Source organism: Paracraurococcus ruber, from assembly GCF_004353985.1.
Taxonomy (GTDB): domain Bacteria; phylum Pseudomonadota; class Alphaproteobacteria; order Acetobacterales; family Acetobacteraceae; genus Paracraurococcus; species Paracraurococcus ruber.
Genome location: NZ_SMOA01000369.1, coordinates 1 through 4,386, shown reverse-complemented (window position 1 = coordinate 4,386; position 4,386 = coordinate 1). Strand labels below are relative to the sequence as shown.

Below are 4,386 nucleotides of genomic sequence, written 5' to 3'. Positions count from 1 at the left end.
GGCCGGCCGGCGGGCGGATCCGCCGCGGCGCCCTGCCGCCCGGCGGATGCATGCCTCGCGGCACGATCCGCGCCGGCGACCGAAACCCCGTCCGCATGCGCCCGCCCGGCCTGCCATGGCGGCCGCATCCCGGTGCGGCGTTCGGCGGTTCGGGCGGTGTCGCGGGACGGGATCGCCTCCGGGCCGGAAAGGCGCCGGCCGCTCATGGCCGGCCTGGTCCGTGCCGGGTCACGACCGGTCCCGGGCGCCACGGCACCCGCGCCTGGCCCCGCCGCCGCTCAATGCGCCGGGCGGGACCCCGCGGCGTCCATCCAGGCCTCGTCGAGCACCTGCGGCACCGCTTCCTCGATCGCCTCGGTCACCAGGGGCAGCAGCCAGTCCGGCGGGGTCCGGCGGGCGGAGCCCAGTTCCCGCATCGCGGTGGCGACCAGCTTCGAGGCGAAGCCGGCGCGGAACCGTTCCTCCTGCGACAGCCGGAACAGCAGGTCGAGCGGCAGCGCCCGCAACGTCTCCGCCATGATGGCCCGGTAGACCTGCCGCCGGTCCTTGCCCCCCGCATCGGGGAAGCCGAGATCCTCGTCCTCCATCACCATGAAGACCTCCGATCCCCGGCGCGGGATCCGATGACGGGCCGCCCGCCGGGGGAGGTGGCATGGCAGCGCATGGACGCGGCCAGCCCGGCGACCGGCGAAAGGTTGAGGCGGATCATCGCACTCGTCCCCGCATGTTGGGGTACGGCATACCATCGCCGCGGAAATTGCCCGATCCGTGACATACCTGAGCGGGCATCAGGGAAAACCCCTAGGCTGCCCCGGCCGGCCAGGCCGACGCGGACGGCTTTGCGGGCCCCGTCCGGCAGTCGCGGGCGCATCGCCCGCGGCCTGCGGGGCCGGACGCCCGGCACGGTGACCGATCCCTCGCCCTGCCATCCCCGGCCCCTCCCCTGGCACGACGCCGCCATCCCGCTATGCCGGCGGCACCGCCCGGCCCGGGCGCCCCGCGACGCGGGGCACGCAGCGGCGGTTTAGGGCATGCGAACCCCGCCGGAGAAGCGCCGCATGCGCCCGCCCGCCGCGATCCTTGCCGGCGCTTGCCAGGCCGTCGACCGGCCGATGCCGCGCCAGCCCTCCGGCCGCGCTATTCCAGGGTCTCGCCCAGCCAGCCCTGTTCCCGCGCGTAGCGCAGCAGCGCCACCCGGTCGCGCAGGCCGAGCTTCTCGGCGGCGCGCGCCTTGTGCGTCTCGATCGTCTTCACCGACAGGCCGAGCAGCTTGGCCACCGCCTTGTTGCTGTGGCCGGCGACCGTCAGCCGCAGCACCTCCGTCTCCCGCTGGGTCAGCGCGCTGGTCGCGGTCTCGGCCGGCGCGGCGCCGATTCGCGGCCGCGGCTCCAGCGCATGCGCGGCGATGGCGGGATCGAGGTAGATCGACCCGGCCGCGACCGCCCGCACCGCCCGCACCAGCTCCGGCGCCACCGACCGCTTCAGCACATAGCCGGACACCCCGACCTCCAGCATGCGCCGGACATAGACGCGGTCCTCCTGCACCGTCAGGGCGACGCAGCGGCAGCCCGGGCAGCCCTCGCCCAGCGCCCGCGCCACCTCCACCCCGTTCGCCCCGGGCAGCGACATGTCGAGCACGGCGACATCCGGGCGCAGCGCCGTGGCGGCGGCGATGGCGGTCCGGCCATCCGTCGCCTCGCCGATGATGCGGATGCCCGCCTCGCCCTCCAGCAGGGCGCGGATGCCGGCGAGGACCAGCGGATGGTCGTCCACCAGGAAGACGCGGATGTCGCTCACAGCGGGATCGAGGCCAGCAGGGTCAGGCCGCCGCGCGGCGACCGCTCGAGCTCGAGCGTGCCGTCGAGGATCTCCAGCCGCTCCCGGATCCCGCGCAGCCCGAGCCGCGGCCGCCCCGCCTCCTGCCCCGGGCGGGCGGTGAGCCCGACCCCGTCATCCTCCACCGCCAGGTGCAGCCGGCCCGGGCTGGTCTGCAGCGTCACGCCGACATGCGTGGCGAGGGAATGCTTCAGCACGTTGGTCAGGGCCTCCTGCAGCACGCGGTAGAGCGTGGTCTCGACCGGCGGCGGCAGCCGCGCCGCCGGCAGCGCGATCAGCGTCGCCACCTCGATGCCGGTGCGTGCGCTCCAGTCCTCCACCAGCTGCCGCAGCGCGTCGGCGAGGCCGAGATCGTCGATGGCGGTCGGCCGGATCTCGAGGGCGAGGCGGCTCGCCTCCCGCGCGATCTCGCCGGCCAGCAGGCGCAGCTCCTCGACATCCGGCGCCTGCCGCGCCAGCGCCAGGTGCAGCAGCGTCAGATGCTGGCCGAGCCCGTCATGCAGGTCCCGGGCGATCCGCAGCCGCTCGGCCTCCTGCCTGGCGACGGCGCGCTGCATGAGCTCGACGGTGCGCCCCTCGGCAAGGCGGCGGGCGGTGATGTCGTAGGTCAGGCCGGCGAGCTGCCCGCCGCCGATATGGAAGGCCTCGCTGACCAGCCAGGCGGTCGCCGGCTCGCGCCCGGCGCGCGGCCGCTCGACCCGGAATTCCAGCCGTGCCCGGCCGACCGCCCGGGCGCGGTCCAGCATGGCGCCGAAGCCGGGCCGGTCGGCCGGATGCAGCCGGCGCAGCAGGCCGTCGATGGTGGCGAAGACATGGTGCGGCGGCAGGCCGCAGAGCCCGGCAAGCTGGGTCGAGGCGGCGAGGAAGCGGTTCTCCGCATCCAGCTCCCAGATGCCGAGCCCGGCGCCGGCGGTCACCCGTTCCAGCCAGCCTTCCGAACGGTCGAGCGCGGTGGCGAGGTCGCGGTTGGCGCGGCCGAGCGCGCGGCTGTCCTCCACCGCCGAAAGGGCGAGCAGGAACAGCGCGAGGGTGAGCGGCCCGCCGATGACGAATTGCGGCAGCATGTCGCGCCACCAGCGCCGGTGCACCTCGGCATGCGGCCGCAGCACCGCGACATAGACCGGGAAGCCGGAGACGCGCCGCCTTGCCTCCAGCCGCGGCGCGGCGGCCGGGCCGGGCCGCGCATCCTGCTGCAGGTCGCGCGGCTGCGTGCGGGGCAGCGGCGCCGGATCGGCCAGGCGGCCCAGCGGGTCCGGCTCCGACGTGGTCAGCCTGGCCCCGTCGTCGCGGAACAGCAGCAGGCTGTCGGAGGCGCGGCGGCGGAAGGCCGCCAGCCCCTGGATCAGCGCCGCGGGATAGACCGAGGCGTTGACCACGCCGTGGAATTCGCCCTCTCCCAGCGGGTCGCCCGGAACGCCGCGCCGGCGGCTGATGGCGATGAAGACGTCGCCGTCCAGCCGGCCGCGATGCACCCGGCTGACATGCAGCGCCGGCGCATCCGCGCGCGACAGGTCGACGAAGAAATCCCGGTCCATGAACGACATGCCGGCGGTCCCGAGGGGGAAGACGTTCACGCTGAGGATGGGCGTGCCTTCCGCGTCGAAGACGAAGCCGGCCTCGGCCTGCGGCAGGTCGGCGATCATCCGCCGCAGCGCCTGGTGCAGCACCGCTTCCTGCTCGCGGATCTGCGCGTCGGTATAGCCGGCGACGAGGTCGTTGATGCGGCCGACCGCCATGGCATAGCCGCTCAGCACGCGGGCGGCGTATTCCGCCGCCGCTTCGGCGGTCTGCACCACCTCCGCGCTCGCCTGCCGCCAGGCGCTGCGCCAGGCGATCCAGCTGGAGACGCCCAGCATGAACAGCGGCAGGGCCAGCGCGGCGGCCGGGACGATGCGGGCCCAGCGCCGCCGCCGGGCCGGCGCGTCGCGGTCATGGGCGAGGACCTCGGCCATGCCGTCCATCACCACCTCCAGGGCCGTCGTGGCCGGCGAAACGTTGCAATGCCGTATACGTGATTGCAACACTCCGTGACGCTTCTATTCCTGAATGATTGCGGCGAGGCAAGGATTCGCGTGGCGGTCGCCTCGCTCCGCGCCGGACCGGCAGCGCCCCGGGATCAGCCCGCCCGGGCGGCATGCCGAGTCACCACGGCCAGTCAGCCCGCCCACCCGCCGGCGGCGGCGCGCCAGCGCGGCGCGATCCAGGCACGCGCCCGGCGCGGCCCGATGGTGGTGCGGACCGTGACCGGCACCAGGCGATACTCCGGCCCCTCATAGGCGCGCAGCCGCCGCAGCGCCTGCGGCCCGCAGCGGAGCAGCGCGCCCGTCGTCTCCGCCCCCGGCATGGCCCGCAGCGTCGGGTAGGGCGTGCCGCGCAGCGCCACCCGCGCATGGCCCGGCAGGATGGCGGGCCGCAGCCGGCGGGCGAGGCCGCGCTGCCCCGCCACGCGGTCCAGCACCGCCGGCCGCAGCAGCGTGCCATAGAGGAAGAGCGGCAGGCCGATGCCGGCGGTCATGCGGCGGGGCCAGCGGCGCGCGCCGCGGGGCGCCC

General features: G+C 75.6%; 4 protein-coding genes. All 4 read right to left on the bottom strand.

Annotation, left to right across the window (positions count from 1 at the left end; genetic code table 11):
• Positions 1–278: 278 nt before the first annotated feature.
• Positions 279–593, bottom strand: a complete 315-nt coding sequence (locus E2C05_RS29185; protein ID WP_133223134.1) for a hypothetical protein — start codon at positions 591–593, stop codon at positions 279–281.
• A 544-nt stretch (positions 594–1,137) separates the two neighbouring features.
• The gene (locus tag E2C05_RS29180; protein WP_133223133.1) at positions 1,138–1,797 is read right to left on the bottom strand and encodes a response regulator; all 660 of its coding nucleotides are present in this window, start codon (positions 1,795–1,797) and stop codon (positions 1,138–1,140) included.
• The gene (locus tag E2C05_RS29175) at positions 1,794–3,797 is read right to left on the bottom strand and encodes an ATP-binding protein (RefSeq protein ID WP_133223132.1); all 2,004 of its coding nucleotides are present in this window, start codon (positions 3,795–3,797) and stop codon (positions 1,794–1,796) included. Before E2C05_RS29175 ends, E2C05_RS29180 begins: the two co-directional genes overlap by 4 nt.
• 194 nt (positions 3,798–3,991) lie before the next feature.
• Positions 3,992–4,386 (bottom strand): gamma-glutamylcyclotransferase family protein (locus E2C05_RS29170; protein ID WP_205083166.1); only part of this gene is annotated, 395 nt, incomplete at its 5' end.

What these genes read in the sequence shown, in the direction of transcription:
- E2C05_RS29185 (WP_133223134.1), bottom strand. Translation starts at nt 593, where the DNA reads ATGGTGATGGAGGACGAGGATCTCGGCTTCCCCGATGCGGGGGGCAAG.
- E2C05_RS29175 (WP_133223132.1), bottom strand. Translation starts at nt 3,797, where the DNA reads ATGGACGGCATGGCCGAGGTCCTCGCCCATGACCGCGACGCGCCGGCC.